General features: G+C 75.1%; 1 pseudogene. It reads right to left on the bottom strand.

The window, feature by feature from the left end:
• Positions 1 to 603: pseudogene (locus tag AC1DYK_RS35510) on the bottom strand (hypothetical protein); the annotation flags it as partial.

The following is a 603-nucleotide window of genomic DNA, read 5'->3' as shown; positions in this document are numbered from 1 at the left end:
CCTCAGCACCGCCTCCGCGTAGGCCGAGTGCAGCTGTCGGCGGCGCGCGGCGGACAGCCCGTCGTAACAGGTCAGTCGCACCAGCGGGTGGCGGAAGGCGAGGCCGGGCAGCGGCCGGCCACCGACCACCACCGGCCGTTCCGCCACCACCGAGGCGGCGACCGCCGCGTCCACGGCGTCGGTCGCCTCGGCGGACGAGAGCGGCGGATGCAGGCCGTGCTCCGCCACGTCCAGGATCTCGCCCAGCGCGGCCCCGCCGCCGGCCACGGAGATGGCCTCGACGACCCTGCGTGCCGCGGACCCGAGTCGCGCAAGGCGAGCGGTCACCAGCTGACGGACGCCCTCCGGGGCGCTCAGCCCCGCGGTGTCCGCGCCGTCCTGAGCCGAGCGGGCGAGTTCCAGGGCGAACAGCGGATTACCGAGCGAGAGCTCCCAGACCCGGTCGAGACCGGTTCTGGCCCCCGCGTCCTCGGCGACGGCCAGGCACTCCTCGCGTCCCAGTCGTCCCAACTCCATTGAGCGGGCGAGCCCTTGACGGGACAGGGCCTCCAGTGCGGTGCGGCGCGGGTCCGTCCCGTCGAACTCCTCCGCGCGGTACGTGAC

The sequence above is a fragment of the Variovorax sp. P2_H12 genome (genome assembly GCF_056403395.1).
The sequence above is the reverse complement of the archived record's forward strand: the minus strand, read 5'-3'. Positions and strand labels throughout refer to the sequence as shown.